Origin of the sequence: Streptomyces sp. NPDC015139 (assembly GCF_043079785.1) — a bacterium.
Classification (GTDB): Bacteria; Actinomycetota; Actinomycetes; order Streptomycetales; family Streptomycetaceae; genus Streptomyces; species Streptomyces albidocamelliae.
On record NZ_JBIBUW010000009.1, the window covers coordinates 312,975 to 339,381 of the forward strand.

The following is a 26,407-nucleotide window of genomic DNA, read 5'->3' on the forward strand; positions in this document are numbered from 1 at the left end:
CGCGCGGATCACAGGGTCCCCCGTTCGTCGGTGCCGGCGAACACGGCGTCGGCCGGATCGATCCCGGCGGCCACGCTCACGCCCTGGAGGTGGCTGGTACGCAGCGCCGGGTAGTTCGCCTCGCCGCCGGGACCGCCGGTGAGGCCGGTGCCGCCGTGGGTGGGCAGCACGGGCAGGAATCCGATGTGGGAGTCGTTGACCTTGAGCAGTCCGCCGCTGCGCACGCCGGCCACGAACGCCCGCACCACCTCGGGGTCCCGCGCCCACAGCGAGTTGCGCAGTCCGTACTGGTTGGCGTCGGTGAACTCCACGACCTGTTCGAGCAGGTCCGCGTCCGACGCGTCGGGCACCACCACCGGAAGCAGCGGGAAGAACGTCTCCTCACGTACGGCGCGCAGGTCGCGCGCCGACTTGAGCCCGTCCACGCGGATCACCGTGGGCTCCAGGAACAGGCCGCTGACCTCGTTCGGCGTGCCGTCCACGTCGAGCCGCCGGCCGCCGCACACCAGCCGGGCCCCGCGGTCGAGGGCCTCGCCCAGCACCTCCTGGAAGGCGTCGGTGCGCCGGACCGGGGACAGCAGGACGTCGGGCTCCTCGGGCATTCCCGGCCTGATACGGCGGGCCAGTTCGCCCAGCTTGTGCAGCAGTTCGTCGGCGACATCCGGGTGGACCACCGCGCAGTTCGGCACCATGCAGATCTGTCCGGAGCCGTAGAACGCCTCGGCGAGGGCGGCGGCGGCCAGGTCGAGGTCGGCGTCGTGCCAGACCACGCAGGTGTCGTTGCCGGCCAGTTCCAGTACGGGCTTCTTGCCGTGCCGGACGCACTCGGCGCCGAACGCCACGCCCTGTTCGCTGCCGCCGAAGTACATGATGTCGTCGACCAGCGGGCTGGTCAGCCACTGCTGAAGCGTCTGCGGGGCGTCGGAGCAGACGACGGACAGTACTTCGGGTGGGGCTCCGGCGTGCTCCAGGGCGGGGACCACCAGTTCGTGCATGGCGTGCAGGACGCCCAGCGGGGCGCTCCGGGGCGCGCGGACGACCAGGGCGTTGCCCGCGGCCAGTGCCCACGCTCCGAGCATCGCGTTGGCCAGGGTGGCGTTCTGCGGGGGGTTGAGGCAGACGACGCCGTCGGCCACCCGGCGCAGGGTGAACCGCCGCTCGCCCGCGTCGATGTGCTGCTCCAGCTGCGTGGCCAGGAACTCCCGGGTGTCCTCACGGGTGTTGACGAGGATGCCGGACACCTCCCAGCGGGCGAGGGCCCGCGGATGGCCCTCGGCCACCAGCATCTCGACGATGTCGTCGTGCTTCTCCCGGGTGAGCCGGTGCAGTTCGGCCACGAACCGCAGGCGGTCCCGAAGGGGTGTGGCGGCCCAGGTGCGGACCGCGGCGGAGGCGGCGGCCAGCGCGGCTTCGACGTCGTGGTGGCCGCCCACCGCGCAGCGGCCGATCACCGACTCGGGGGCCCGGTCCGCGGGCAGCCGGCCCCGGTCGAGGTCGCGCTTGGTGCGGATGGAGCCGATGACGTCGTCGAGCATGGCGGACGCCCGTACGGTGTGGGTCCACTCGCCGGTGTAGGTCTGGTTGCCGCCGATGTAGGAGCCGTAGGTCAGCACGGTCGGTTCACCTCCTGGCCGGCGCCGCCGGCGTCGGCACGGTCGAATGCGGAGAGGGTCTCGTCGAAGGCCGCGGCCAGGGCCCGCACGGGCTCCCCTTCGGCGAACATGGAGAAGTGGTCGCCGAGCACCTTGCGCTCGGTCAGGTGTCCCGACAGGTGCGCCTGCCACAGCGTCTTGTCGACGAGGTTCATGCGCAGCGCGGTGTCCAGGCGGAGGGTGTTGCCGGCCTCCTCCGCGCGCAGGAGGACCGCGTCCCCGCGGAACCGCTGGTCGGGGTAGTGCGCCTTGAGCAGGTCGTAGTTGTGCTTCCAGATCTGGTAGAAGCCCTTCGCGCGCAGCTCCTGGGCGTCCGGCCCGTCCTCCGCGACGGCGTCCAGGAGCAGCAGGAAGGCGTCGGAGAACTCCTCGTCGCTCAGGTGCCGGCCGACGTAGGTCTCGGGCGGGTAGCTGTCCAGCATCACCAGTGCCTCGACCTCCTCGCCGGCGGCCTGGAGCTGAAGCGCCATCTCGTAGGCCACGTTGCCGCCGAAGGAGTAGCCGCCGAGCCGGTAGGGGCCGTGGGGCTGCCGGGCGCGGATGCGCTCCAGGTACAGCGCGGCCAGCCCGCGCAGGGAGGTGGGTGCGGTGCTCACGTCGGCGGGGAAGGACAGGGCGGTCAGGGGCACGGCCGACCGGGAGTGGGCGACCAGTCCGGTGTAGACGAAGTTGGTTCCGCCTGCGGGGTGTATCAGGTACAGCGGCCGGCCGGTGCCCTCCCGCAGGCTGACGAGACCGTCGGACGGGGTGCCCGTGCCGGTGACGAGGGCGTCCAGCCGTTCCGCGATCCGCTCCGCCGTGCGCAGTTCGGTGAACTCGTCGTGGCCGAGATCGACGCCGAACTCCTCGCACAGGCAGGTGGTGACCTCGACCGCGAGCATCGAGTCCCCTCCGAGGTCGTGGAAGTCGTCGTCGGGGGCGATGTCCGCCATGGCCAGGTGCTGTTCCAGGACGGACAGGACCCGTGACAGGGTGCGGCCCGTGGCGCCCCGGCCGGACGCGGGAGTGCGGGGGCTGCCGGCCGGTATCGGCGGCGCGGAGTCCTTGGCGGTGCCGGCCGGCTCGAGGTCGGGCCGGATCCAATGGCTTTCCTCGTGCAGCGGGTGGCCGGGGAGGGAGACCTTGCGTCCCGGGGCTCCCGGCCAGCGTGCGGGCGGCTGTTCCTCGCCGGCGGCCGCCCCCGCGGCGATCGCGTGCAGTCCGGCCCGCACCTCCTGGAGGGTGGTGACATCGAGGACGCGCGTGGCGGCCATCCGGGCACGGCCGGTGAACAGGGTGTAGGCCAGGTCCCGGACCGTGGGGGCGGTGGCGTCGTCGGCGAGGTGGTGCAGGAGCTCGGTCGCTGCGGTGCGCAGCGCCTTTTCGTCGCGGGCGCTGAGGACGAGCGGGTGGACCCCGGCCTCCTCGTCGGCGGGCACGGTGGGTGCGGGAGCGGCCTCGAGGACGCAGTGCACGTTCGTGCCGCCGAGGCCGAAGGAGCTGACCGCGGCCGCGGCGAGCGGTGTGTCCGCGTAGTGGACGGGTTCGGTCGGCACCGTGAACGGCAGCGTGCGGTCGGTGTGCGGGCTCGGCCGGTCGAAGTTGATCTGCGCCGGCACGGCCTGGCGGTGCAGTGCGAGGGCCGTCTTGATGAGACCGGTGATCCCGGCCGCCGCGTCGAGGTGGCCGACGCTGGCCTTCACACTGCCGATGCGGCAGTCGGGGGCGGGTCCGCCGGCCGCGCGGTAGGCGGCGGCGAGCGACATCAGCTCCAGGGGGTCGCCGACGGCTGTGCCGGTGCCGTGCGCCTCGACGTAGCCGATGTCCGCCGCGTCGAGGGCGGAGGCCTCCAGGGCGGCACGGATGACCGACTGCTGGCCGTTCGGGCCGGGGGCCGTGAAGCCGACCTTGTCGGAGCCGTCGTTGTTGACGGCGGTGCCACGGATCACGGCGTAGACGCGGTCTCCCTCGGCGAGGGCGTCGGCCAGCCGTTTGAGGACGACGACTCCGCAGCCGTTGCCCTTGACCGTGCCGGCCGCGTCGGCGTCGAACGGGCGGCAGTGGCCGTCCGGGGACAGGATGCCGCCCTGCTGGTAGCGGTAGCCGCCGGTCTGCGGCACGGTGATGCTGACGCCTCCCGCCAGAGCTGCCTTGATCTCGCCGCGCTCGAGGGCGGCGCAGGCCAGGTGCACCGCGGTGAGGGAACTGGAGCAGGCGGTCTGGACGCTCAGGCCGGGGCCGTTCAGGTTGAGCTTGTACGACACGCGGGTCGCCAGGAAGTCCTTGTCGTTGCCGAGCAGCACCGGGTAGCTGAGGGCCGTGCCGGCGAACTCCTTCGACGCCAGTACGTTGGAGAGCAGGTAGGTGCTGAGGCTGGTGCCGGCGAAGACACCCACGGGGCCGTAGTCGGGGCCCGGCGCGGTGCCGGCGTCCTCCATCGCCCGCCAGGCGCAGGTCAGGAAGATCCGGTGCTGCGGGTCCATGAGCTTGGCGTCCCGCTGGGTGACGTCGAAGAAGCGGGCGTCGAACAGGTCGGCGTCCGCGATGTCGGCGCCACGGCGTACGTATCCGTCGGCGTCGGCCTGTTCGGCGGGCACGCCCGCGGCGGCCAGTTCGTCGTCCTCGAACCGCCGGACCGACTCCTTTCCCGCCATCAGGCCTTCCCAGAGCTCCGTGGTGTCCCGGGCGCCGGGGAAGCGACCGGCCATGCCCACGATCGCTATGGCGCCGCCACTCGTCCGGCTGTCAGGCATGTGCTGTCCCCCGTGTCGATTCGATGTGCGCCGCGAGCCGGCGCACGGTGGTGTGGGTGAAGAGCTGGAGCATCTCCAGCCCGGGAACGTCGAGTTCCTCCTGGAGCAGGCGGTGGACCTCGACGATGTGCAGGGAGGTGCCGCCGACGTCGAAGAAGTTGTCGTCGGGACCGAAGGCGGTGGTGTGCAGCACCCGGCTCCACACCTGGTGCACCGTGGCGGCCGTGGTGTCCGCGGCTGCCGGGGCCGGGCTCGTGGGCTGGTCGGTGAGGAGGGGCCAGGGCAGGGCCGCGTCGTCGACCTTGCCGTTGACGGTCAGGGGCAGGGCGGGTGCCCGCACGACGCGGGCGGGCACCATGTAGGCGGGCAGCCGGTCGCGCACCTCCTGGCGGATCTTGGCGTCGGGCGGCAGGTCCGGGCCGGCCACGAAGGCCACGAGGGACGGGTGTTCGGGTTCGCGCTCGTCCAGTCGGACGGTGCACTCCACGACGCCGGTGACGGCGAGGTAGGCGGACTCGACCTCGCCCAGCTCGATACGGAAGCCACGCAGCTGTACCTGTGTGTCCATCCGTCCGAGGTGGACCAGCGTGCCGTCGGGCCGGATGAGGCCGAGGTCTCCGCTGCGGTAGACGCGGTGGCCGTCGACCACCGGGAACCGCTCGTCGTTCAGCTCGGGTCGTCCCAGGTAGCCGAGGGTGACTCCGGCCCCGCCGACCAGGATCTCGCCGGGGACCCCCGGCGGGCAGGCGTGGCCGTCCTGGTCCACCACGCGGACGGTGAGGTGGGGCAGCGGGCGGCCGATCACCGAGGCGGTCTCCGTCTCGGCCTGGTCGGGCGTCACCTCGTGGCGGGTGACGTGCACCGTGGTCTCGGTGATGCCGTACATGTTGACGAGCTGTGCGCGTTCGCCCATCAGGTCGAACCAGGGGCGGAGCGCGGCGTAGCGCAGGGCTTCGCCGCCGAAGACGACGTGCCGGACCGCCAGGTCGTCGGCGTCCGTGGGGCGCAGCACCTTCAGCAGCTGGTTGAAGGCGGACGGGGTCTGGTTGAGCACGGTGACCCGCTCCCGGACGAGCAGGCGCCGGAAGTCCTCGGGGGACCTGGCGGTGTCTTCCGGGACGACGACCAGGCGGCCGCCGTGGAGGAGGGCGCCGAAGATCTCCCATACGGAGAAGTCGAAGGCGTAGGAGTGGAACAGGCTCCAGGTGTCCTCGGCGCCGAATCGGAAGTCGCACTGCGCGGCGTCCAGCAGGCGCATCACGTTCCGGTGGGTGACGCGCACCCCCTTGGGGCGGCCGGTCGATCCGGAGGTGAAGATGACGTAGGCGCAGTCGTCGGGGTGCCTCGTGGCGGGGCCGGGCTGTACGGAGCCGGCCGGGTCACCGGCGGGGAGGGCGGACAGTCCTTCCGCGTCGGGCCAGCGGCTCTCGTCCTCGATCACCGGCAGTCCGCCGGGGAAGCTGGCGAGAATCTGGTGGATGCGTGAGGCGGGCGAGTTGGGGTCCAGCGGCACGTAGGCCCGGCCGGCCTTGAGCACCCCGAGGACGGCGGCGATGAGTTGCGGGCTCCGGCGCATCGCGATGCCGACGTACTCGCCCGGGGCGTGTGCCTCCACCTGCCTGGCGACGCGGTCGGCACGGTCGTTCAGTTCGCGGTAGGTGAGGGTGGCGCCGTCGTGGACCACGGCGGTGCGATCGGGGTGGGCGAGGGCGACGGACTCGAACCAGTCCGCCAGGGACGCCGGAAGGGCCGGGTCCCGGTCCTCGGCGTGGTGCGCGTTGACCAGCGCCTCCAGCCGCTGCCGGGCGGGACCGTCCAGGGCGGGCAGCTCGGTGATGCGGCGTTCGGGGGCTTCGGCCACCAGACGCACGACGTGGTGCATCACCGCCAGGGGGTCGCCGTCCCACTGCCGGTGGGAGCACTCGGCATGGATCTCGAAGTCCGAGTCGTGGTCCTCGACGTTCATGGACATCGGGTACTTGACGGCCGTGCGGTGCAGCGGCAGCTGCTGCACCGTGCAGTCGCCCAGTCGGACCTTCAGCGGCTGCTTGTAGTACGTGAAGGCCTGGTCGGCGCTCAACGGGCCGTCCAGGGCGCCGGGACAGACGTCGCGGGCGGCGGCCGCCAGGTCGAAGTCCTGGTACCGCAGCATCTCGGTCTTCTTCTCCTCCAGCGACACGCACAGGTCGGCGAAGGTGTCGTACTCCGTCAGGTCGGTCACGAGAGGCAGCGTGTTGACGAAGTAGCCGAAGGCGGCGCGCTGGCGGGGGCCGCGGCGGTTGGAGAGGGGGACACCGACCACGGGGGTCCGGCCGCCGGTGCACCGGGCGTAGGTGACGAGGTACGCGGCGAGGAAGAAGGTGAACGGCGTGCAGCCGAGTTCCGCGGCCCGCTGCCGGACCAGCGCGCTGGTCTCGGTGCCGAGCAGCAGGTGACGTTCCTCGCCGTGGAGGATGCCGTCGGGACCGCGGCGGCCTTGGAGGCGGTCGTCGCCCAGGGCGGTCATGCCGGCCAGCTGCTCGCGGAAGAAGGCGAGTGCCTGCTCGGTCGGTGGGCTCGGCCGGACCAGCGTGGACGGCGCGTCCAGCACGGAGTCGGGGAGCTCGGCGTCGGGATCGTCGTAGAGCCGGGCAATCTCGCGTACGAGGTTGAAGTGGCTGTAGCCGTCGGCGACGAGGTGGGAGAAGAACATCGTCAGGTAGACCGCTTCGTCGTCGCGGTATAGGTGGAAGGCAAACTGGCGTGGGGCGTCCGGCGCGAGAGGTGTGTCGGCCTGCCGGGCGAGCAGGTCGGTGACCGTGCGGCGGCCGTCGCCGTCGAGTCGTGTGACGGGTACGAGGTCCTCGGGGCTGCGCCGCCAGGGGTGGTGGACGGCCCGGACCTGTCCCTCGTGGCGTTCGAACGAGGTGTTGAGGGCGCGGATGCCGGCGCCGAGCCGGCCGAGGACTCGTCGCAGGCGCGGCAGGTCCAGGTCGCCGGTGATCCGGAACGCCACCGCGAGGTTGTAGGCGGGGTCCTCGGGATGTATCTGGGCGTGTGTGTACAGCTTGAGTTCCGCGGGTGTGGCTTGCGCGGCAGAAGACCGTGTTTCCATGGATGGATTCCCACTTCACGTCATCAGGGGCCCGGTGGCGGCAGGAGTCGAGCCGCATGAGCCGGACTTCTCGTGAGTCGTATGAATTCGACGCGGAAAGCACACGTCGACGTCGGGTGACGAGGGAATTCGGCGGAAGGCACCCGTGAGTGATGCACGGGCCCGACGAGGGTTGGATTCCTCGGTGCGGGTGCGCCGAATTCACGCAGGCGAAATCTTCGCCACGCCGGTCGGCGTGACGGCCTGGAAGTGGATCAGAGGGCCCGGTGGGCCTGCGAGGCGCCGATCCCGGCGAGCGCGGCCAGGGCGTGAGTGGGTGGCGCGAGTGATGCCAACTTCATGAACTCCCCCGTTCATTGAGCATGATGAGCGGCAGCGGGCTCGCCCGGACACCGCCCTACCCACCGGCGACATGGTCAAGTGCCTGGCCAGGGTGGGGTTTTTCGCAGTCGGTCGCGATTGTTCCGCGTGCTTCGGGGGTGCGCCTCGGCGGCTGTCCCCCCGCAACTGAGAACGATCCGACTCGTTCCAATCTAGGCATCACCCTCGCTCCCGTCAAGCGTTGATCATGCACGCCGCACGCATCCGGAGTCCCTGCGTCAGCCACCTGGCAAGCCGGTTGCTTTTCCGGTTACCGGCAAGTACTGTGCCGCCCCGTAAGTCGTCGAACGGCCATTCACCGCCGCTAGGACGACCACTTCCAACGCCAGTGGACGAACTTCGTCGGCGCAATCACCCGATCTCGTCCGCTGATTCCGTCGGTACGCCTGCCGCAGTACGGCGGGCGACCTGATTCCGCCCCGCGCAGACATGCCGGGAATTCCGTGCGGCGGGTTGCGCCGCACCACACTCAGGGGGAAAACCATGCGCTGCTCCGGCCGTGATCCGATATGACCGTCCGCAGGAGCCCGGCCGGCCCCGCCGGGCCTCACATGCCGGACCCGCCCCGCGCCACATCTCCGTTCCACACCCACGCCACGGCATCGGCGACCCGGCCGGATGCCGGTCGTTCCGGCGGGAACGCCCGCCCCTGCTGGCGCCTCCGTGAGCGGCCCGGCATCCGCCATCTCACCTACGGCGGACGGCGGTTCGCGACCGCCGTGCACCCGGCCGGCTCGATCCGCATCACTTCCCCTTCCTCCGCCCGGCACGCCGGGCGGAGGACGACCGCCTCGGCCCCTGACCCGGCCCGGGGCTGCGCGAGCCGCGGGACCTCCCGCCACGCCGTCCGTGCTCCGCTGCCGCTTCGGCACGGCACCCGCCCGTCCGCACCACACCTCGCGTTCCCGCCCCGGCCCGTGGAGGACCTGTGAACTCCTGGCTCCGCACCGTGAAGCCCGTCGCCCGCGTCCGCGCCCGGATCGTGTGTCTTCCCTGCACCGCGGGTTCAGCCTCCGTCTACCGCTCCTGGGCGCCGATGCTGCCCCGGGGGGTGGAACTCACCGCCGTCGAACTGCCCGGCCACGGGACGCGGGTCGGGACGGAGCCCGAGGAGCGCGTGGAGCGGATCGTCCACCACGTCAGCCGCGAGCTGGCCCCGCTGGCCCTCGCGTCGCCTCTCGTGCTGTTCGGGCACAGCACCGGCGCGCTCCTGGCCTACGAGACGGCCCGCCGCCTGTGCGCCCAGGGGGCACCCCCCTCCCTCCTGGTACCGGCCGCCCTGTGTCCCGCCGACCGACTGGACCGCAAGGCCAACGGCGTGCTCGCGGAGCGACCGGACCGGCTCCGGGCACACCTCGGCCGACTCGGCCAGGCCCCGCCGGGCGTCGCGGCCTCACCCGGCCTGCGCACGGCGGAACTGGGAGCCGCCAGGGCGGGACTGCGAATCCTGGCCGGCGCACCGGCCCCGGGAGCTCCGCTCGACGTACCACTGATCGCGCTCGCGGGACGCCACGACCCCCTCTACCCACCGCCGCTGATGGTCCCGTGGCAGCACCTCACCCGGCGCTGGCTGGGGCTGCGCATCCTGCACGGCGACCACTTCTTCCCCTGGCAGAGCGACGAGGTACCCCGGCTCCTGGCCGACATGACACTGCTCGCGTCGGGGAGCAGCACCGACACCGAATGGGACGGCGCCCTCGTCGCCAACTGAGCACAAGCCACTACCAGAATGAGAAGGGACGCCCGGATGGGAACCATCCTCGTTGTCTGCGCGAGCCCGTCCGCCCGCTCCACCACCCGGGCGGCACTGCGGCGGGCCGTCGTGCCCCGGCTGGCACACCTGGGACACGACACGGCTTGGCTGTCCGTGCGGGACCTGCCCGCGGCACCCCTGATGGCGACCGACCCCACCGCGCCGGCGCTCCAGCGGGCGGCAGCCGCGCTCGCCGCCGCCGACGGGGTCGTCCTTGGCACTCCGGTCTACAAAGCGTCCTTCTCCGGCCTGCTGAAGGTCTTCCTGGACGTCCTGCCCCGGGACGCGCTGGGCGGGAAGGCGGTCCTGCCGCTGGCGACCGGCGACTCCCCCCTGCACGGGCTGGCGCTGGACTTCGCGCTGCTGCCGGTCCTGAACAGCATGGGGGGCCGTCACGTCGTCCCCGGATGCTTCCTCACCACCCGGGAGCTGAGAGCCGACGCCGCCGCGCCGAGCACCCTGGAGCGTGCGGCGGACCGTCTGCACGCGGCGGTCCGCGCCGCGCAGGTCGGCGTCTGATTCGGCGGCCGGCGCGGCCGCCCGAACCTCCGCACGGCACCTGTCTGTCCGCCCGTCGCGATCCCGCGGCTATGGTCGTCCCTGGAAAAGCACTGGTGACGCTCCATCAATGGGACGGGTATGCACATAGGCACGGACGAGGGGCCCTCCCGGGAAAGGGAACCCTCGCAGGGGGAACCGAGTCGGCAGGAGACCTCGACGGCGGAGCTTGCCGAGGTCCTCCGAGAACGCCTCGACCGGCTGGCCGACGGCGCCACGGCCGCGGTCCTGGAGCAGCTGCCCAGCTTCAGCGACTGCGGCCAGGACCGCGCCGAGCTCACCGCCACCGTACGGCAGTTCCTGCGCGCGGGGATCGACGCGGTGGCGGAGTCCCGTACGGCCACCACCCCGGCGGAGACGGAGTTCGCCCGGATCTACGGCGCCCGCCGGGCCGTGCAGGGCATCCCGTCCGAGGAGCTGACCCTCAGCTTCTACGTCGCCCTGCGCGCGGTGTGGATCGGGTTCCCCTGGAGCTCTGCCCGCGGCGACTTCCTCACCACTTTGGTGGGCGCGATGGAGCGTTCCATGCTGTGGCTGCAGAATGTCGTGGCCGCCGTGGGCGCGGGCCATCAGCAGGCACTCGTCGGAACCTGGCTCGACGTCAGCGTGCTGGGACAGCAGCTGCTGAACTTCCTGGAGGACGGATCGGCACCCGATGCCGACGTGCGGACCGTACTGGACCGTCTGGACATGGACACCGCGGGACGCTTCCAGGCCTGGGTCGCGCCGCTGCCCGACGACGGCACGACCGGCCGGCTCCTGCACACCCGCCTGCGACAGCAGCCCGGCCGCTGCGCCGTCGTCCACACCGACGGCCACCTGGTCCTGCTCAGTCAGGACACGGAGGCGGTCGCGGTCGAGAACGCCCTGTCGGAGGCCGGCGCGACGACCATCGGCGTGGGTCTGTCCAGGCAGGGGGCGGCGGGAGCCCGGCGCAGCCTCGCCGACGCCCGCGGTGCCCTGCGCGCCGCACGACACCGTCAGGGCGTCCACCGGTACGCCGACGTGTGGCTGTTCGCGCTGGCGCAGGACCCGGCGGCCGGTGCCGAGCCCCTGTTCGAGGCCGCTCGCGCCACGGCGCGTGCGCAGCCTCATCTGGCCGACGCGGTGCGTACCTTCGCCGACCACGGCTTCTCGATCGCCGCCGCGGCCCGCGCCCTGCACCTGCACGCCAACACGCTCACCTACCGACTGGACCGCTGGCGTGAACTGACCGGCCTCGACTGCCGCGACTACATGGGGCTGGTCACCTCCCGTACGGCCGTCGAGCTCGCCTGAGCCGCGTCCGTGTGCCGGGACCTCACCGGGAGTACAGCCAGGTGATCAGCCCCTCGAGCCGGGCCATGTCCCGTGCGCCACGCGCGTAGGTGGTCACGGCCAGCGGCACGTCGAACAGCTTGCGGGTGCGGGCGGTGGGCATCGCGAACTCCCGCAGCCCGTCGGCTCCGTGCACACGTCCGTAGCCGGACTTTCCGCGACCGCCGAACGGCAGGGCCGGTACGGCCGGGAAGGTGAGGACGTCGTTCACGCTGACCATGCCCGCGTTCAGCCGGTCGGCGAGCTCGCCGGCCCGGCGGCGCGCGAACACCGCCGCGCCGAGCCCGTAGGCGGAATCGTTGGCCCGCTCGACGCCCTCGGCCGCGTCCATGACCCGGTTGACCACCAGTACCGGCCCGAAGGTCTCCTCCCGCACCGCCGCCGAGTCCTCGGGGACGTCGGCGAGAATCACGGGGCCGGTCACGTAGGGCGGCGCCACCGACTCCGGGCCTCCCACGACCGCACGACCGCCCCGGGACAGGGCGTCCTCGATGTGCCGGCGGATCACCTCGAGCTGCCCCGGCATGGTGATGGGCCCGAAGTCCGTGCGGGCCCGCACCTCCCGGGCCCGGCGGGCCAGCAGGGTGAGGAATTCGTCGTACACGGGGTCGGCCACGTAGACCCGCTCGATACCCGCGCAGGACTGGCCGGCATTGCTGCACCCGCCCCACAGCGCGGCCTCCACAGCGGCCGGAACATGGGCGTCCTCGGCCACCACGAGGGCGTCCTTGCCGCCGAGTTCCAGCAGGACCGGGGTGAGCGTGGGCGCGCAGGCCGCGAGGACCCGAGCGCCGGTGCCCGGGGAGCCGGTGAACGCGACCTTGTCCACGCCGGACGTGCACAACGCCGCACCGGTGCCGCCGTCCCCGGTGGTCAGCTGCAGCACGGACCGTCCCGGCACCGCCTCCGCGAACGTGTCCACGAGCCATCGCCCGATGGCCGGGGTGTACTCGCTGGGCTTGAACACCACCGTGTTCCCGGCCGCCAGGGCGTAGGCGATCGAGCCGAGTGGGGTGTGCACGGGGTAGTTCCACGGGCCGATCACACCGATCACCCCGTAGGGCCGGTACTCCACGGTGGCGAGTTGGTTGACCATGAGCAGTCCCGAAGGGACACGGCGCCGTGCGAGGACCCTGCGCGCGTTGCGCGCGGCCCAGTCCACGTGCGCGAGGGCCGCCGTCATCTCGATGACCGCGTCGGCCCGCACCTTGCCGTTCTCCCGTTCGAGCAGGTCGAGGATCTCGGGCAGTCGGCGGGCCATCAGCCGCCGCCACTCCAGCAGACGGGAGCGCCGTCCCTCGTGACCGATCTCCCGCCACCACGAGGTGGCCTTCCTGGCCCGGGCGACCTTGCCCCGGACGGTCTCCTCGTCGTCCACGGGGAAGCCGGCCGTCGGCCGGGGGGCCGCCGGTCCGAGCGAGTCCGGGTCCGCCGTCCGGGAATCTGCGGTGGAGACCATGCCTGCGTGCCCTTTCGTGGCGGCCGGACGGGCCGCCGCGGCATCGCGGCGGGCCCGGAGAGTCTTGACAGCAGCGTGCCAAGTTCCTAGTCTGAAACGAAACGATTCGTTCTGACAGAGTAAAGCATCGCGCACGGGAACCCCACAAGGGCCCATCCTCCCCGCCGAGTTCACCCGCGAGCCGAGAATCCCTCGCTCGAGACACACGGCAGGGAAGCAGCACCCCTCGGGCCCCAACCCTCCGCCCTGCTCATGCCGACGCCCCCACGCGTAGCCGGCCCGCGCAATGACGAAGGCGACCGCCATCTCCCCTCGCCGGCCGGTCGCCCCACGGCACGGGGCGGGCTGCCGCAACCCATAATGAATACGAACCGAATCGTTCTGACACGAGTCCGTCGGACGTCCGGTCACCCGGAACAGGCAGCGCAGGAGAGGCGAATGGGGACGAAGCGAACCTTGCAGAACGTCGTGGATGCGAGTGGTCCACATCGCCGGGACCTCGAGGCGAGAAAACGCATCCTCGCGGCCACGCTCGAACAACTCGAAGAGCGCGGATACTCGCGTATGACCATCGAGCAGGTCGCCGTCAGCGCCAAGGTCGGGAAGGCTACGCTCTACCGCTCCTGGCCCAACAAGGCGGCTCTGGTCCTGGACGCGGTCCGCAGCCGACTCAAGGAGGTCCCCACCGCGGAGACCGGCGATACGCGCGACGAGCTGCTGAGCGTGGCGAAGCAGGCCCTCGCCAGCTTCTTCGGGTCCGTGCAGGTGCAGGCCATCCTGCCCGCGCTGGTGGCGGACATGTCCCAGAATCCCGACCTGCGCGAGCAGTTGCGCGAGGAGGTGATCGAGCCGCGCCGGGCCCGGTCCCGCACCGTCCTGCAGCGTGCCATGGATCGGGGTGACCTGCCGGAGGACACCGACGTCTCACTGGCTCTGGAGATGTGGGCCGGCGCGATGATGTTCCGCAGCGTCTTTTACGGCGACGGGTACGACGACGCCACGCTCGCCCGCATGGTGGACGCGACGCTCGCCTCCCCGCCGCGTTTCGATGCGGAGGATGACACAGGCCTCGCCGATGACGCCTGACCCTCCGGGGCTGTTCTCATCCTGACAGGACGTCTCCCCCGTCACCACTGTGGATTCCCAGGGATGCGCCCGGCCGATCCCGTGGATTCCCCAGGGCGCACCGGTGCCCGGTAGGAGCGGGCCGTGCCGGCGCCGGGCGGTCCGCAAGGCAGCCCCAACTGGTGACGCGGACCGAGGTGTTCGACGACATCCAGGGAGATCCGAAAGGGCCCGGACGTCACCATGCCTCCGGCCGAGCCGCCCTGTCGCCGAACGCACCGACGGGCCCAAAGCGATGCAGTCGCGATGGGCCCGCAGTTCGGCGCGGGGTCCCGTCAGCGGCAGCTGTCTCCACCCGCCGTGGGCACCCTCTCCGCACCACCGACGCAGTTACTTCATCAGTGCTGCGGACCGTTCTTTCGCGTCGGCCGTAGCGCATGGCCGAACACATAGTCGCCGACGTTGGTACCGATCGCCCTTCCGTCCTCGGCGTCCCAGCGGAAGTGCATGCCCAGCCAGAGGCGGCTGAACTCGCCCTCCTCGGCGACCTGGCTGAAGCTGTCCATCCGGCGGTACGCCTCGATGGTGTGCGGGTCCTCGGAGTGTGCGATGAACGAGGCCTTGTCGCGGCCGAAGAAGTGCTTCATCGCGCTCGCCCACGCGGCCGTGAAGTTGGCGTGCCCGGAGGTCCAGGCGGGGAAGCACGGGGTGAACGGTGCTCCTGAGCGGTCCGCGCTGAGGGGCTCCCAGGTCGCGTTCGCGCCGCCCGTCGCCTGGATCGCGGACACCGGCCGCCACAGGTCGATCGGCGAGTCGAACTTGGAGTCCCAGGCCGCGATCCCGGCGTCAGCCAACGCCAGCGCCGACAGGGCGTACAGGTGGGTGGTCTCGTACGTGTCGAGTTTGAACTTCTTGGCGACGATCCCGGTCAGCTCGAGCAGTTGGCCCGGGGGGTGGTACGTGTCGTCCAGGTCGTGGTCCCAGAACCAGCCGATGACGGTCTGGTCGTAGGTGCGCTCGGTGGAGTCGACGGCACCGACCCGTCGTACCTCGTCGCGCTGGGCCGCGTACTGCGGGCTGGCCACCAGATCGGCATAGGAAGTGAAGCCGCGCAGGGTGGGGGGCCGGAACTGCGAGCCGGAGCGGAGCACGAACGGCCTCACCTTGCCCCAGTTCGGGGTCACCGCGTCGCTCGGCTTCTTGCAGTCCTGTTCACCCGTCGGCCGCCAGGCTCCGGGTGTGGTGGTGTCGCCGCTGTAGACAGCGGGGTTGTTCGAACCGTCGCCCGCCCTGGCTTTGTTGATCTGCCTCACCACGGGGTCGACCACCAGGCGGTCGAGGGGGTCGTAGGAGTGGGGGGAACGGCCGGTCCGGGCCCTGTACCGGGCGTCGATGTACGCCTGATCGCTCGGGTACAGCTGCGAGATGATCCGGTACGCCGTGCGGTCGATCAGCCGCTCCTCCTCGTCCGGACTCGGCCGCGAGTGTTTGTCGGCGTACTTCAGCGGCTTGTCGAGGTACGGCTCGTACTTCAGGGTTTTGTACGTGTACTGATAGGCGCTCTCGGCGTTGTAGATCGCCGCGAAGACCATGGCCCCGGATCTGGAGAGTTTGCCGGGCGAGGCGTCCCAGCCCCTCGCATTGCGGAACGTCTGGGCCAGGACGTTGTTCCAGTACTGCGTCGGATCGTCCTTGTGACCTGCCGCGGCGGCGGCCTGTGGCGCACCGGCCGCCACGGGACTCAGACCGGCGAGCAGGGCACCGGCGACGGCGGCGGTTCGTAGCCGTCCCGGGCTTCTGCCGGCACGGGACTTCGAGCGTGGGAGCACGGACTTCGCGGCCGACCGACGGCCATGACGGGGATCGAGGGGCACGGCATTCCTTTCGACGTCGCTGATCGACAGCGGCAGCGTAAGGTCGGATATGCCGAAATGAAGATCAACCACGCCGATACGTCATGCGTCTTGTATGACCTCGGGATTCATGCGGAAATGCTCATCCAGTCATGATTGACAGCCAACCTGGTTGCGATCGCCCAGAAGTGGAGTTCTCACTCGTGTGAGCGAGGCACTCGGTCCACCGCGAGCAACCACCCAGGCTCGCGGTGAAGGCCGATCCCCAACGATCTACAGCTGGAATACCGGTCGGGACGGATATCGCTGCATCACCTGATGAATCCGCCGACCAGGCAGTATTTTGTCACCTTGTATCCGACAATGTACTTCTCCCGCTCCGCGACGTATTTCCGCACGTAGGACGCGTTGCTGTGGAAGGTGAACGCCGCCTTGTCGCGGTAGAGTTCGTACTGGACTCGATTGATTCCGCCGCCGACGGGCTGATTCTCCGTGTATACCAACGTGTTGGGTTCGTTGGCGTGAATTTTGGGGACCGTCCGCGCCACGAGCTTGTCGTACGCACGCGCCGCCGCGGCGTCCCTGAGATAGAGATCGACCACCAGCGCGAACCCCGAGGAGTCCGCGCACTCGTCCGCGGAGTGGGCACGCTTGGACGTGACGCGTGTGGAACGGTCGGACCTCTCGGCGGCGTACGCCGATGACTGCGTGAATAGCGGGCCGGCGAGGACGCCGACGGCGGTGACGGCAGCGAGAACCCTCGAACGGGTCCACGCACCACAGGGCGCAGTGAGACGGACACCCTTCACCGGGGTTGAATTGTTCACCAGCATATTACCTCCTCCTTGCGGCGCGATAATTGTGTTTGTCTTTCAAGGCGTCGAAAGTGGGGAATGAGGGCTGTACGAATGCACCGATTCCCGAGATGGGACATCGCGGAAACACGATGAAATAAGCGGTCACCCGCGCAGCCGCACGACCGCCCCGACCGGCACAGGGTCTCGCCGCGAGGCCGACGCGCGAGACGGGGGAGCTAGGACGTTCGGATCCTTGACCGTGGTGACGAGCGTGTCGAACCGGTCCATCTTGGTCGCCATTGCTACGGTCCACCTCGCCGAAATCATCCATAAAGAACCGATTCACGCGTTCTGGTGGTCGAGAGGACACGGACCATGAACGACTTTTCCCGTCGCGGACTGCTCAAGGCGACTGCGGTCGCCGGTGCCGGTGCAGTCGTCGTGTCGGGCACCCCGGCCGCCGCAGCCCCCGCTGCGGACGCCGTGACCGGGGTATCCGGGGGCGATGCGTACGGAGGGGAGTGCGGGCCGGCGAAGCTGACCGGCCGGATCGTCCGCCCCGAGGACTCGGGATACACGGACGCGCGCCTCGGCTGGGACCAGCTCTTCTCCCACTATCCGCTGGTCATCGTCTTCGCCCAGAACACCCAGGACGTGGTCAACGCCCTGACGTGGGCGCGGCAGCACGACGTCGCGCTGCGGATCCGGAGCGGCCGCCACAACCTCGAGGGCTGGTCGAACGTGGACAACGGCCTCGTGATCGACATCAGCGAGCTGAAGTCGGTCCACATCGACGCCAGGTCGCGTATCGCGACGGTCGGCGCCGGCCTCAACCAGGAGGAAGCGGTCACCACGCTCGCGAAGCAGAACTTCGCGGTGACGACGGGCACCGAAGGCAGCGTGGGCCTGTCCGGCGCGACGCTCGGCGGCGGATTCGGCTTCCTCACCCGCTGGCTCGGCATGGCCTGCGACAGCCTGGTGGGGGCCGAGATCGTCGTCCCGTCGGGCGAGAAGTGCGCCAAGGCCATCAAGGTGGACCTGGACCACCACTCGGACCTGCTCTGGGCTCTGCGCGGCGCGGGGAACGGCAACTACGGCATCGTCACGTCACTGACCTACAGAGTGGCTCCGCTGAGGAGCGTCACCTATCTCCAGGCGACGTGGCAGGGCATCGACAACCTCCGAGCCATCTTCGAGGCATACCAGCGGACGGCACCGACCACCGACGCCCGCCTCGGAACCCAGCTCGAGATCCACAGGAACCAGATCTTCCTGTTCGGGGTTCTCCCCGAAGGAACGCCGGACGAGACGAAGAGGCTGCTGGCCCCGATCCTGTCGATCGACAGCCCGGACATCACGACGCAGGTCGGCAACTGGGGCGACGTGTACGCGGGATTCCAGATCCCGATCGAGCAGGAACCGGCGAACTGGAAGTTCCATTCGCAGTTCAGCAGGAAGCCGTTCCCGGGCGACGCGATCGACATCGTCGACTCGTTCATCAGGAGCGCCCCGACGGATGACAGCAACTTCTTCGTCCAGGCTTTCGGCGGGAACGTCAGGAAGAGCCCCCGCGGCGGCACCGCCTTCCCACACCGCGACGCGCTCTTCTACGCCGAACCCGGTGTCGGCTGGGGGAAGCGCAGTGACCAGCCGGGTGTCTGCGACCCGCTCACCCCGCGGTGCCAGGCCTGGATCGCCGAGTTCAGCCAGGCCCTGCGGACCTACGTGGACGGCGCCTACGTCAACGTGCCGAACATCGCGCAGCAGGACTGGCCAACCGCCTACTGGAGGAACAACTTCGACCGGCTCCGCAGGATCAAGGCGAAGTACGACCCCGAGAACGTCTTCCAGTACGAGCAGAGCGTCCCGCCCGCGGTCTGCTGACTGAGCCCGGCTCGAGCCCCCTCCCGACCGGTGAGGGGGCTCAGCCATGCAGTCGCCGCTGAAGTCGTCCTACTGCTCCCACTGTTCCTTGGTGATCTCGTACCGTACGCCGCCGTGCTCAGAGCCCTCGATCATCTCCATGTCCGCGGGAGTGGGGATGGTGGCCGCGAGCGTCATCTCGAGCTTCTCCATGATGTTGCGCGAACTGTGGTTCACGGTCATCGTCTCGGCCCAGACCATGCGCACACCAAGCCCGGTGAACGCCTTGCCCAGCAAAGCCCGCGAGCCCTCGGTGGCATAACCCTTGCCCCAAGCCGCCTGCCGTAGCCGGTAGCCCAGTTCGACCTCGTCCAGCGGGCCTTGGGGCTCGGGACGCAGGCAGAACCAGCCGATGAACGCGCCGCCGCTCTTCTCGTGCGCGGCGAACAGCCCAAGATCGCCGCGCCACCTCTCGTAGCCGGCGATGATGTTGGGCAGGTGCTGCTCACGGACAACCTCAGGGGCGGTCGGCATCCCCCCGGTCAGGAAGCGCATCACCGCGGCGTCGCTGTCCAACTCGATCAGCAGGTCCGCGTCGTCGGTAGTGAAACGGCGCAGGGTCAGGCGCTCGGTCTCCAAGTACGTGTCCACAGTGTTGATCATGCCTAGGGCGGGCCTGGCAGTTCAACAGCTTTGTTCGGGTACTGTCGGCCGACCTCGCGATGCCGGCGCCGGGTTGCTACTGGACGTCGACGAAGTCGCTGGCGGACGTCGCGGCGTCGGTGGACGTGGTACCCGCGTAGAAGAAGCGGTAGTACCCGTCGCCCTTCGCTGTCGTGGTGGCCTTCACCGCTCCGCCGGAGCCGCTGGTGACGGTTTTGAGGGTCGTGTACGTGCTGGTGCCCGACTTGCGGTACTGGAGCTTCACCGACACGTTGCTCAGACCCGCGTACGCATGGGTCTCCCAATTGGCGCGGGTGAGCGTGCCCTTGACCGTGATGGTCCGGCCATGGGCCACGGGTTCGGGCGAGGCGTTCGCGGTCAGCGTGGTGTTGCGCTTGATGTGCACGGAGCCGGCGTATCCGTCGCTGACGGAACCGCTCGGGCGGCCGTACGCGATGGCGTACGCGTGCCAGGTGCCCGCATAGGAGTTCTTGGTCATGTCCACCTTGGGCGCCACGGTGAAGTGGACCGTGCACGTCGACGTCTGGGCACCGGCCGCCACGCAGGCGCCCGACCCCTCCTCGGCGGGCACCAGAACGCCGTCCCTGCCCTGGTCGTCGAAGGAGGTGCCGTGCCACAGGGCTACCCAGCCGCCGGTGACGCCGTCCGGGTCGGACGCCGTCACCGTGGCGGTGAACGACTTCTTGGCGGAGGTGCCGAGGACGATGTCCTTGCCTCCGTTGACGACGACCTTCGTGATCGTCGTGTCGTCATCGGTCATGGGCCCCGCGTGCGCCTGCGCGGCAGCGGGAAACACCAGAGCCGAAGCGAGAACCAGGGCACCGGACAGAGCGGCGACCGAAGCGCGTGTGCGCATATGCATCCCCACGGTGAGAAGAAGGGCCCCGGCTGGGCGTCCCCCCGACAAGAGCCCACGGGCGCACGCATCGTACAGATTCTTTCGAGCCACGACGAGAGGTGAGGAACCCTCAATCCCTCCCTCGAGCCTCGTGCCCGCGTTCCCCTCCCCCGTTCTCGGGCAGCGGGCCGACGTGCGCCTGAGCCCGCGTCCGGCTGAGGGGGGTCCGACCGCGCGGTTCCTGGGGTCGATCGGCGGCCGTAGCGGGAGTGAGCGGGCGGAAGAGGATAGTTTCGCGGCATGGGTGGACGCGGTGGGCCCGGGCCGGAGCCGAGGCGTGGTACCGGTACGGGATTCGGATCGGTGGTCGAGGCGGGGCCCGGCTCCGCGGCCGGCGGGTCGGTGCCGACCGTCGTGGTGGCGGCCGCGGCCAACCTGGGAGTCGCCCTCGCCAAGGCCGTCGTCGGCGTCATCGGCGGGTCCAGTGCCATGCTCGCGGAGGCGGTGCACTCGGCGGCCGACACGGTGACCGAGCTGATGCTGCTGACCGCCCTGAAGCGCGGCGCGAAGCCCGCCGACGAGGACCATCCCCTCGGGTACGGCCCCGCGCGCTACATCTGGGCGCTGCTCGCCTCCGTCGCCACCTTCGTCGGTGGCGGGGTGTTCGCCCTGTACGACGGCGTCCACGCGCTGACCCACGAGCGCAGCCCCGGCGACCCTCTGTACTCGTACATCGTGCTGGCGATCGCGTTCGTGCTGGAGGGACTCTCCCTGCGCACGGGACTCAAGCAGGCCACCGGGAGGGCGAGGCGCTTCCGCATGCCCGTCCTGCACTACCTCCGGCGCACCCCGGACACGGCGGTGAAGGCGGTCGTCCTCGAAGACTCGGCGGCCCTCGTCGGGCTGGTGCTGGCGGGGCTGGGGCTGCTCGGCAGCCAGCTCACCGGGTCCGGTACGTGGGACGGCGCGGCGTCCATCCTCATCGGGGTGCTGCTCGTCGTCGCCTGGGTCCTGGGCCGCTCCAACGCCGAACTGCTCATCGGCCGCGCGCTGCCCCGGCCGATGCGGGACGCGGTGCGCGGTGAGCTGATGGCTGTTCAGCACATCGACGAGGTCTGGGAGTTGATCACTCTCGTGCAGGGCCCGGAGGAGATCCTCATCGCCGCGAAGGTCGACTTCCGGAACATCTCCACGTCGGACCAGATCGAGTGGGCCTGCGAGGACGCCGAGGCGCGTCTGCGTGCGCTGCTTCCGGCGATCCGGCGCGTCTATCTGGACCCGACGCCGAGGCGCCGCGGCGGCTGAGGCGGCAGGCACACCTCGGCTCGGGTGCGCCACCACCCGTCGGACGACACACCTCGGCTCGCGTGAAAGCCCTTCAGATGCCGCCGAATCCCACGTGGCGCAGGGCCGCTGCCGCCGCCTTGGCGCCGCACATGCCGTGTGCCCCGGGGCCGGGCGGGGTGGCCGCCGAGCACTGGAAGACCCCGGGCAGCCCGGTGGAGTAGGGATCCAGGGTGGGCCTTGTCCCCAGGACCAGTTGGGAGACGGTTTCGGCGCCGGTCATGATGTCCCCGCCCGCGAAGTTGGGGTTGAACTCGGCGAAGTCACCGGGGCTGGTGACCTGGACGCCCAGGACGCGTTCGCGGGCACCGGGGGCGAAGCGTTCGATCTGGCCGAGGACGGCCTGCGTCGCGTCCCGGTCGTAGCCGTACGGGACATGGGCGTACGCCCAGACCGGGTGCACGTCGCCGACCGAACGGGAGGGATCCGCCAGATACTGCTGGCCGACCAGGACGAACGGACGCTCGGGCATACGGCCGGCCGCGACCTCCCGTTCCGCCCGCGCGACCTCGGCGAGGGTGCCGCCCAGATGGACGGTGCCGGCGCGGCGCGCGTGCGCGTTCCGCCAGGGAATGCCGCCCTCGACGGCCAGATCGACCTTGAAGGCGGCCGGGCCCCGGCGGAAGCGCCGGTGGGCGGCGCGCACCCGGCGCGGCAGCCGGTCGCCGTAGATCGCCGCGATCTGGCCGGGGTCGAGATCGAGGAGGGTGACGTCGGCCGGCGGGATCTGCCGGTGGTCGGTGATGCGGACGCCGGTGTGGACCGTGCCGCCGTGCTCGCGCAGCACACTCTCCATGGCGCGCGCTATGGCCTGGGAGCCGCCTTCGGCCACGGCCCATCCGGCGGCGTGTCCGGCGGTGAGGATGCCCAGTCCGATCGCCGAGGTGAGCGGCCGGTGCAGGGGGCGGAACGCGTGCGCGGCGACGCCGCCCCACAGGGCCTTGGCCTGCGCTGTGGTGAAGAGGCGGGCGAGGGCGGTGGCCGGCAGGGCGGTCGGCAGACCGAAGCGCGCGAGGAGCAGGGGGTGCGAGGGGATCCGCAGGAGGGGGCCCATCACGTCCTGGGCCAGGGCGTCCCAGCGGCGTACGGAGGGCTCGACGAGTGCGCGGTAGCGGTCGCCGTCGGCACCGAGCAGCCGGACGGTGTCCTCGACGGACTTCGCGAGGACCCCGGCGCTCCCGTCGTCGAGCGGGTGGGCGCAGTCGAGGTCGGCCAACAGCCAGCGCAGCCCGTGCCGTTCGAGATCGAGTGCGCGCAGGGCGGGCGAGGTGACGGCCATGGGGTGGATGGCCGAGCAGTGGTCGTGCAGCAGTCCCGGCAGCAGTGCCTCGTAGCTGCGGGTGCCGCCGCCGACCTCGTCCGCCGCCTCCAACAGGGTGACGGCCAGCCCGGCCTTGGCGAGGAGGGCGGCGGCGGCGAGTCCGTTGGGCCCGCCGCCGACCACGACGGCGGACGTCATGAGGCGGCCCGGCCGCGCGGAGTCATGGATCTCACGGGGAGGAGTCTGCCGGTGGAGCCGCCCGCCCCACAAACCGGCCGGACCGGGGACGGGGCCGTCAGGGACGGGCGCCCGGTACCGCGGCCGTCTCTCTACGGCGCCTCAGCACTGGGGACGGCGGCCGTGGTTCGCGGAGTGCTTGCGGCGGGACTTCTTCTTGCGGCGTCGCTTCGAGGACATGGACCTCTCCTGACGGGGACGGACGGAGACCGTGCGGCTCCGGAGAACGTACAGGCGAGTACGTACCGACAAACACCGTATCTCCGGATGTTTCACACCTCTACCGGAGACCCGCGAGGCGGTGGCGGGGGTGGCCGCGGCGAGGGGAGGGCACGGGCTCACACCTCGGCACCCGATTGATATGATGCGGAATGTCGGACTTGTCGATCTTCGTCCGGCTGTTCCGTCTCCGTCGGAGGAGCAGACATGACCGGTGGTCCCGAGCCGATCAGCGCCGAGGCCCGGCGCGCCCTGGAGCAGGAGCTGGCCGACCTGCGCGACGAGCGCCGGCTGGTCGCCGGAACCCTCAAGAGCGACACCGAGGTGGGTGATCAGGCCGACCAGGCCGACGAGTTGCAGCGCGCGGACCAGTTGGACCGCCTGGACCGCCGTATCGACGACATCGAGGAACGACTGCGCGAGTCGTCGCAGGCCGGCCCCGCCCCCACCGACGTGGTCGGGGTGGGCAGCACGGTCACCGTCCGCTTCGCGGACGGCTCGCAGGAGACGCTCCAGGTCGGCGAGGTCGCCGAGGCTCTGGACCAGACACTGGTCACCGCGGACAGCCCGCTCGGCCGTGCGCTCCTCGGCTGCCGCCCGGGCGACAGCGTGCAGTACGACACCCCGGACGGCCACACCGGTGTGGTCGTCGTGTCGATCGGGGACACCCCCGGCGGGGACTGACACCTCAACCGACACCTCGGCGCCCCCGGCGGGGACCGACACCCCGGGCAGGGACCACCCGGGAGTGAACCGGCGCGCCGTCCGCCTCAGCCCTCTTCGCGGTCGCCGGCCTCGGGCTTCCGGACGATGCAGTGCAGCGAGTCGTCCCGCACATCGGCGACGATCGTGTCCCCCGGGTCCGCCTCGCCGCCGAGGAGCAGGGTGGCGATGCGGTTGTCGAGTTCCGCCTGGATGGTACGGCGCAGCGGGCGGGCACCGAACTCGGGCTGATGGCCGTGCGCGATGAGGAGCTTCTTGGCGGCCTCCGTGACCTCCAGGTGCAGGCCCTGGGCGCGCACCTTGCGCTTGCTCATGTCCAGCAGGTGGTCGACGATCTCGCCCAGGTCGTCCTCGGTCAGGCTGTGGAAGATGATGATGTCGTCGATGCGGTTGAGGAATTCCGGCAGGAACCGGCCCCGCAGGTCCTCCATCAGCGCGTCCTTGAGTTCGGACACGTCACCCTTGTGGTCGAGGATGCGGTGCGCGCCGATGTTCGACGTCATGATGATGACGCAGTGCCGGAAGTCGACGGTACGGCCCTGGGCGTCGGTCAGGCGGCCGTCGTCGAGGATCTGCAGCAGCGTGTTGAAGATGTCGGGGTGGGCCTTCTCCACCTCGTCGAACAGCACCACGCTGTAGGGCTGGCGGCGCACCTTCTCGGTGAGCTGGCCCGCCTCCTCGTAGCCGACGTATCCGGGAGGGGCGCCGACGAGCCGGGCCACGGTGTGCTTCTCCTGGAACTCGCTCATGTCGAAGCGGATCATGCGGTCCTCGTCGCCGAACAGCAGGGAGGCGAGGGTCTTGGCGAGTTCGGTCTTGCCGACCCCGGTCGGGCCGAGGAACAGGAACGATCCCACGGGGCGGTTCGGGTCGCCCATGCCGGCGCGGTTGCGTCGTACGGCCTGCGAGACGGCGGTGACCGCCTCGTCCTGGCCGACGATCCGGTCGTGCATCTCGTCCTCGAGCTTGAGGAGCTTCTCCTTCTCACTGGCGGTGAGCTGGGAGACGGGGATGCCCGTGCGGCGGGAGACGACGTCCGCGATGTCGGCGGCCGTGACCGAGACGACACCCTCCCGGCGCTCCTCGATGCCGGCCAGTTCGCCCTCCACCTCGGCGATCTCCCGCTTCAGCTCCGACGCCTTCTCGAAGTCCTCGGCGGTCACGGCCTGTTCGAGTTCCCGGCGGAGTTTGGCGATGCGGTCCTCGCGGCTGACGATCTCCGTGGAGCGGCCCGCGCTGCGCAGCCGCACCCGGGCGCCGGCCTGGTCCATCACGTCGATCGCCTTGTCGGGCAGGAACCGGTCGGTGACGTAGCGGTCGGACAGTTCGGCCGCGGCCGCCAACGCCCCGTCGTCGAAGCGGACCTGGTGGTGCGCCTCGTAGGAGTCGCGCAGGCCTTCGAGGATCTGCACCGTCTCCTCGACGGTCGGCTCGGGGACCATCACGGGCTGGAACCGGCGCTCCAGGGCGGCGTCCTTCTCGATGTACCGGCGGTACTCGTCGATGGTCGTGGCACCGACGACATGGAGTTCACCGCGCGCGAGCGCCGGCTTGAGCATGTTGCCCGCGTCCATGGCGCCCTCGCCGGTGGCTCCGGCCCCGACGACGGTGTGCAGTTCGTCGATGAACAGGATGATCTCGCCGCTGGCCGCCTGGACGTCCTCGATGACCTTCTTCAGACGTTCCTCGAACTGCCCGCGGTACTGCGCGCCGGCCACCATGCCCGACAGGTCCAGGGCGACCACCCGCTTGTTCTTCAGGCTCTCGGGGACCTCTCCCGCCACGATGCGCTGTGCCAGGCCCTCGACGATGGCGGTCTTCCCGACTCCGGGTTCACCGATCAGCACGGGGTTGTTCTTGGAGCGGCGGGAGAGGATCTCGACGGTCTGCTCGATCTCGTCGGAGCGGCCCACGACGGGGTCGAGCCTGCCCGCCTTCGCCTCGTCGGTCAGGTCGCGGCCGTACTCGTCCAGGGTCGTGGCCGGCTGCTTGCGCTCCGCGGCCGGTGCGTCGCCGCGTGCCGTCTGCTCGGCCAGGCCCGCGACGCGCTTGGTGTCCACGCCCTCGGCCTGCAGCAGCCGGGACGCGCCGGTGTCCCTGTCGCCGAGCAGGGCGCCCAGGATGTGCTCGGGGCCGATGTAGGACACGCCGGACGCCTGGCTGTGGGCGAAGGCGGCGCTCAGGGTGCGCTTGGCCGCCGGGGTGAGGCCGGGCTGCGCGGAGGGCTCGCCGGACTCGCGCGGCAGGATCTTCGCGATCTCGGAGGCCAGCGAGTCGGGGTCCACGCCGACCTGGATGAGGAGCCTGCGCGACGGGTCGACCTGTGTGGCCGCCCAGAGCAGGTGCTCGGTGTCGAGATCGGTCGTGCCGTCCTCCACGGCCCGCTGGGCGGCGAGGCCGAGCAGTTCCTGCGACGACTCGGTCAGCAGTCGTCCGATGGGCACACGCTGCACCGCCGGCGGCGAGGACGCGGGCGACATGCCGAAGAAGCGGTTGAACATCTCACTGAACGGATCCGAGGAACCGAACGGTGCGCCGAACGACATCGACATGACAGCTCCAGATGCGCGAGGGGGC

At 70.7% G+C, this 26,407-nt stretch carries 17 protein-coding genes; 7 read left to right on the forward strand and 10 right to left on the reverse strand.

Features of this window, described 5'->3' with window-relative positions:
• Positions 1-8: 8 nt before the first annotated feature.
• Genes ACF08B_RS25205 through ACF08B_RS25215 form a run of 3 tightly spaced genes read right to left on the reverse strand, consistent with a single transcriptional unit; the run spans position 9 to position 7,478 of the window.
• Complete coding sequence (locus ACF08B_RS25205) at positions 9-1,613, reverse strand: aldehyde dehydrogenase family protein (protein ID WP_392319504.1); 1,605 nt, start codon at positions 1,611-1,613, stop codon at positions 9-11.
• Positions 1,607-4,384, reverse strand: a complete 2,778-nt coding sequence (locus tag ACF08B_RS25210; RefSeq protein ID WP_392319505.1) for a beta-ketoacyl synthase N-terminal-like domain-containing protein — start codon at positions 4,382-4,384, stop codon at positions 1,607-1,609. Before ACF08B_RS25210 ends, ACF08B_RS25205 begins: the two co-directional genes overlap by 7 nt.
• A complete protein-coding gene (locus ACF08B_RS25215) occupies positions 4,377-7,478 on the reverse strand; it encodes an amino acid adenylation domain-containing protein (protein WP_392319506.1) in 3,102 nt (1,033 codons plus the stop codon). The genes ACF08B_RS25210 and ACF08B_RS25215 overlap by 8 nt, the downstream gene beginning before the upstream one ends.
• Before the next feature lie 1,309 nt (positions 7,479-8,787).
• Between ACF08B_RS25215 and ACF08B_RS25220 the strand changes: the two genes are divergently transcribed.
• The 3 genes from ACF08B_RS25220 to ACF08B_RS25230 all read left to right on the forward strand — a co-directional run bounded on the left by ACF08B_RS25220 (position 8,788) and on the right by ACF08B_RS25230 (position 11,448).
• Positions 8,788-9,570 (forward strand): thioesterase II family protein, encoded by a 783-nt coding sequence (locus ACF08B_RS25220; protein WP_392319507.1) that lies wholly within the window; start codon positions 8,788-8,790, stop codon positions 9,568-9,570.
• 36 nt (positions 9,571-9,606) lie between these two features.
• Positions 9,607-10,131 carry an NAD(P)H-dependent oxidoreductase gene (locus ACF08B_RS25225; RefSeq protein WP_392319508.1) on the forward strand — a complete coding sequence of 175 codons (525 nt, stop codon included), beginning with the start codon at positions 9,607-9,609 and terminating at the stop codon, positions 10,129-10,131.
• Between the two features lie 120 nt (positions 10,132-10,251).
• Positions 10,252-11,448 carry a helix-turn-helix domain-containing protein gene (locus ACF08B_RS25230; protein WP_392319509.1) on the forward strand — a complete coding sequence of 399 codons (1,197 nt, stop codon included), beginning with the start codon at positions 10,252-10,254 and terminating at the stop codon, positions 11,446-11,448.
• A 22-nt stretch (positions 11,449-11,470) separates the two neighbouring features.
• Here ACF08B_RS25230 and ACF08B_RS25235 read toward each other — a convergent pair whose 3' ends face one another.
• Positions 11,471-12,946, reverse strand: coding sequence for an aldehyde dehydrogenase family protein (locus tag ACF08B_RS25235; protein WP_392319510.1), 1,476 nt, complete (start codon positions 12,944-12,946; stop codon positions 11,471-11,473).
• A 438-nt stretch (positions 12,947-13,384) separates the two neighbouring features.
• On the opposite strand from ACF08B_RS25235, the gene ACF08B_RS25240 reads away from it, so the two are divergent.
• Positions 13,385-14,032 carry a TetR/AcrR family transcriptional regulator gene (locus ACF08B_RS25240; protein ID WP_392319511.1) on the forward strand — a complete coding sequence of 216 codons (648 nt, stop codon included), beginning with the start codon at positions 13,385-13,387 and terminating at the stop codon, positions 14,030-14,032.
• Positions 14,033-14,409: 377 nt separating this feature from the next.
• On the opposite strand, the gene ACF08B_RS25245 is transcribed toward ACF08B_RS25240, so the two are convergent.
• Together ACF08B_RS25245 and ACF08B_RS25250 are read right to left on the reverse strand one after the other, a co-directional pair.
• Positions 14,410-15,885, reverse strand: coding sequence for a vanadium-dependent haloperoxidase (locus tag ACF08B_RS25245; RefSeq protein ID WP_392319512.1), 1,476 nt, complete (start codon positions 15,883-15,885; stop codon positions 14,410-14,412).
• A 290-nt stretch (positions 15,886-16,175) separates the two neighbouring features.
• A complete protein-coding gene (locus tag ACF08B_RS25250; RefSeq protein ID WP_392319513.1) occupies positions 16,176-16,697 on the reverse strand; it encodes a hypothetical protein in 522 nt (173 codons plus the stop codon).
• A gap of 339 nt (positions 16,698-17,036) precedes the next feature.
• Between ACF08B_RS25250 and ACF08B_RS25255 the strand changes: the two genes are divergently transcribed.
• Positions 17,037-18,545: an FAD-binding oxidoreductase gene (locus tag ACF08B_RS25255; protein ID WP_392319514.1), complete on the forward strand. Its 1,509-nt coding sequence runs from the start codon at positions 17,037-17,039 to the stop codon at positions 18,543-18,545.
• A 69-nt stretch (positions 18,546-18,614) separates the two neighbouring features.
• Here ACF08B_RS25255 and ACF08B_RS25260 read toward each other — a convergent pair whose 3' ends face one another.
• The gene (locus ACF08B_RS25260; RefSeq protein ID WP_392319515.1) at positions 18,615-19,175 is read right to left on the reverse strand and encodes a GNAT family N-acetyltransferase; all 561 of its coding nucleotides are present in this window, start codon (positions 19,173-19,175) and stop codon (positions 18,615-18,617) included.
• A gap of 88 nt (positions 19,176-19,263) precedes the next feature.
• Complete coding sequence (locus ACF08B_RS25265) at positions 19,264-19,968, reverse strand: DUF5707 domain-containing protein (RefSeq protein WP_392319516.1); 705 nt, start codon at positions 19,966-19,968, stop codon at positions 19,264-19,266.
• A 378-nt stretch (positions 19,969-20,346) separates the two neighbouring features.
• On the opposite strand from ACF08B_RS25265, the gene ACF08B_RS25270 reads away from it, so the two are divergent.
• Positions 20,347-21,351, forward strand: a complete 1,005-nt coding sequence (locus tag ACF08B_RS25270) for a cation diffusion facilitator family transporter (protein WP_392319517.1) — start codon at positions 20,347-20,349, stop codon at positions 21,349-21,351.
• 73 nt (positions 21,352-21,424) lie between these two features.
• Here the strand turns inward: ACF08B_RS25270 and ACF08B_RS25275 are convergent, their stop codons facing one another.
• A complete protein-coding gene (locus ACF08B_RS25275) occupies positions 21,425-22,849 on the reverse strand; it encodes a phytoene desaturase family protein (protein ID WP_392319518.1) in 1,425 nt (474 codons plus the stop codon).
• 465 nt (positions 22,850-23,314) lie between these two features.
• Here ACF08B_RS25275 and ACF08B_RS25280 point away from each other — a divergent pair, with 465 nt between their 5' ends.
• Positions 23,315-23,791, forward strand: coding sequence for a GreA/GreB family elongation factor (locus tag ACF08B_RS25280; RefSeq protein ID WP_392319519.1), 477 nt, complete (start codon positions 23,315-23,317; stop codon positions 23,789-23,791).
• 86 nt (positions 23,792-23,877) lie between these two features.
• Here ACF08B_RS25280 and ACF08B_RS25285 read toward each other — a convergent pair whose 3' ends face one another.
• Entirely contained in the window at positions 23,878-26,382 is a 2,505-nt protein-coding gene (locus ACF08B_RS25285) for an ATP-dependent Clp protease ATP-binding subunit (RefSeq protein WP_392319520.1), read from the reverse strand.
• Between the last annotated feature and the right edge of the window lie 25 nt (positions 26,383-26,407).

What these genes read in the sequence shown, in the direction of transcription:
- ACF08B_RS25210 (WP_392319505.1), bottom strand. Translation starts at nt 4,384, where the DNA reads ATGCCTGACAGCCGGACGAGTGGCGGCGCCATAGCGATCGTGGGCATG.
- ACF08B_RS25215 (WP_392319506.1), bottom strand. Translation starts at nt 7,478, where the DNA reads ATGGAAACACGGTCTTCTGCCGCGCAAGCCACACCCGCGGAACTCAAG.
- ACF08B_RS25225 (WP_392319508.1), top strand. Translation starts at nt 9,607, where the DNA reads ATGGGAACCATCCTCGTTGTCTGCGCGAGCCCGTCCGCCCGCTCCACC.
- ACF08B_RS25230 (WP_392319509.1), top strand. Translation starts at nt 10,252, where the DNA reads ATGCACATAGGCACGGACGAGGGGCCCTCCCGGGAAAGGGAACCCTCG.
- ACF08B_RS25235 (WP_392319510.1), bottom strand. Translation starts at nt 12,946, where the DNA reads ATGGTCTCCACCGCAGATTCCCGGACGGCGGACCCGGACTCGCTCGGA.
- ACF08B_RS25240 (WP_392319511.1), top strand. Translation starts at nt 13,385, where the DNA reads ATGGGGACGAAGCGAACCTTGCAGAACGTCGTGGATGCGAGTGGTCCA.
- ACF08B_RS25250 (WP_392319513.1), bottom strand. Translation starts at nt 16,697, where the DNA reads ATGCTGGTGAACAATTCAACCCCGGTGAAGGGTGTCCGTCTCACTGCG.
- ACF08B_RS25255 (WP_392319514.1), top strand. Translation starts at nt 17,037, where the DNA reads ATGAACGACTTTTCCCGTCGCGGACTGCTCAAGGCGACTGCGGTCGCC.
- ACF08B_RS25265 (WP_392319516.1), bottom strand. Translation starts at nt 19,968, where the DNA reads ATGACCGATGACGACACGACGATCACGAAGGTCGTCGTCAACGGAGGC.
- ACF08B_RS25270 (WP_392319517.1), top strand. Translation starts at nt 20,347, where the DNA reads ATGGGTGGACGCGGTGGGCCCGGGCCGGAGCCGAGGCGTGGTACCGGT.
- ACF08B_RS25275 (WP_392319518.1), bottom strand. Translation starts at nt 22,849, where the DNA reads ATGACGTCCGCCGTCGTGGTCGGCGGCGGGCCCAACGGACTCGCCGCC.
- ACF08B_RS25280 (WP_392319519.1), top strand. Translation starts at nt 23,315, where the DNA reads ATGACCGGTGGTCCCGAGCCGATCAGCGCCGAGGCCCGGCGCGCCCTG.
- ACF08B_RS25285 (WP_392319520.1), bottom strand. Translation starts at nt 26,382, where the DNA reads ATGTCGATGTCGTTCGGCGCACCGTTCGGTTCCTCGGATCCGTTCAGT.